Genomic DNA, 2,067 nt, shown 5'->3' on the forward strand with positions numbered 1-2,067 from the left:
GAAAAAACCGACAGCGCAAAGGCCCCCGCACTGAGTATGATCTTCGGGCAAGAGCCACTGCCGGATGAACAGTTGCCGCCCAGGGAGGCCGTTGCGGCCTGGGAGCGTATCACCTCGACGTTACGGCTGCGGCCGGGGGCGTTTAAGTAAGCGCCGATATGCACAGGGAAAACGTGGCGATAAAACGCAAGATTACCGTTTGTCTGTTGCTGATAGCGGCGAGCTACGGGGTTTATCTATGGATGACGCCCTATCCGCCGCAACAGGATTTGACGCAACAGGAGGAAGCGGTGGTGGAGACCTTTTTAACGGCGATGCAAACGCGCTGCGTGGGACGCTATCTGATTGATATACCGGCGGCGTTTGCGGTGGAAAGCAGCCATCGGGCGGAAGATGACAATATGACGGTGTTTATCAATGACCACCCGGTAAGAACCCAGCGTATATACCCGCCGGCGTTTGAGCAGAAAATCCGCCGCCGCGAAGCGCAGCTAAATGGCGAGAAAACCGTTGTTCCGCTGGATATGCCGTTTTTAAAACGTAAGTTCCCTCTGCCCGCGGGTATGGTCGGGGTGATTTTTGAACGCAATAGAAGCGTATCCGTTCCAGACTCATCCCGAATATTGGAGGCGCACCTTTATAGCAATGGGGTGGCGGTTGAAATTGAGGTAAGGACGAGAAATGGTTTGGCGTCCAAATATGATAGCGATCGTAAGGATTATCCTGAACTCTATGGCAATAACGTTCCGCAAGATCTGATGGCATTAACGGAATTGCTAAAACGGATTAAAGGCCGTAATGAAACGGACATTCCTGACCGGCCGGGTTTTTGTCTGCGCGATGCGCTTATTGCCGATGGGAATTATCAGCAGCGGGAAGAAATTACATTGCATTACACTGCGCCTGAGTATTCCAACATTATTCTCAGTTTTGATACCGATAACTTCAATCGGGAAAAGGATTCGCTGCTGGAGCGCGGCGCGGAAATAAATCAGATTATCGCGGCGGCGGAAGGGAACACGCTGCAAAAAGGCGCACGCAATATCAACGGACTGTATGGCGAGGAGTGGCTGGTGGAAGGCAACGGCGTTAATTACCCGATACAGCGCGTTCATCGTTTTGCTTTAAACGTCAATGAAAAAACCGGCGGCGCAAAGAGTCCAAAACTGAGTATGTTATTCAGGCAGGAGCCACTGCCGGACGAACAGTTGCCGCCCAGGGAGGCCGTTGCGGCCTGGGAGCGCATCACCTCGACGTTACGGCTGCGGCCGGGGGCGTTTAAGTAAGCGCTGATATGCACAGGGAAAGTAACGTGGCGATAAAACGCAAGATTACCGTTTGTCTGTTGCTGATAGCGGCGAGCTACGGGGTTTATCTATGGATGACGCCCTATCCGCCGCAACAGGATTTGACGCAACAGGAGGAAGCGGTGGTGGAGACCTTTTTAACGGCGATGCAAACGCGCTGCGTGGGACGCTATCTGATTGATATACCGGCGTCGTTTACATTAAGGAATAAAGTGCTGAGAGCATTTATCAACGACCATCCGATAAGAACCCAGCGTATATACCCGCCGGCGTTTGAGCAGAAAATCCGCCGTCGCGAAGCGCAGCTAAATGGCGAGAAAACCTATGATCCGCTGGATATGCCGTTTTTAAAACGCAAGATTCCTCTGCCCGCGGGTATGGACGGGGTGATTTTTGAACGCAATGAAGATACAGGCGTACCGGATGCCGCGCGAATACTGGAAGCGCATCTTTATACCAACGGGGTGGCGGTTGAAGTGACGGTAAAAACCAGAAATGGTCTCTCATTACGTTATGATGAAGATAGAAAAGATACCCCTCGTATTTATAATAATAACGTTCCACAAGATCTGATGGCATTAACGGAGTTGCTAAAACGGATTAAAGGCCGCAATGAAACGGATATTCCTGACCGACCGGGTTTTTGCGGGCCAAATATGTTTATTGCCGATGGGGATTATTACCAACAGGAGGAGGTAACCCTGAGTTATACATCGCCAGAGTACCCTAATATTGTGATTAACCTTGATACCGATAATTT

At 50.9% G+C, this 2,067-nt stretch carries 3 protein-coding genes; all 3 read left to right on the forward strand.

The features are described 5' to 3' along the window. On the forward strand, positions 1-150 hold a 150-nt coding region (locus ABRZ26_RS24965; protein ID WP_349830391.1), incomplete at its 5' end, for a T6SS immunity protein Tli4 family protein. Between the two features lie 8 nt (positions 151-158). Beyond that, entirely contained in the window at positions 159-1,286 is a 1,128-nt protein-coding gene (locus ABRZ26_RS24970; protein ID WP_319606702.1) for a Tli4 family immunity protein, read from the forward strand. A gap of 26 nt (positions 1,287-1,312) precedes the next feature. After that, positions 1,313-2,067: Tli4 family immunity protein (locus ABRZ26_RS24975; RefSeq protein ID WP_319606703.1), on the forward strand; the 755-nt coding region annotated here is incomplete at its 3' end.

This window comes from Brenneria sp. L4-2C, from assembly GCF_040240335.1.
GTDB lineage: Bacteria > Pseudomonadota > Gammaproteobacteria > Enterobacterales > Enterobacteriaceae > Brenneria.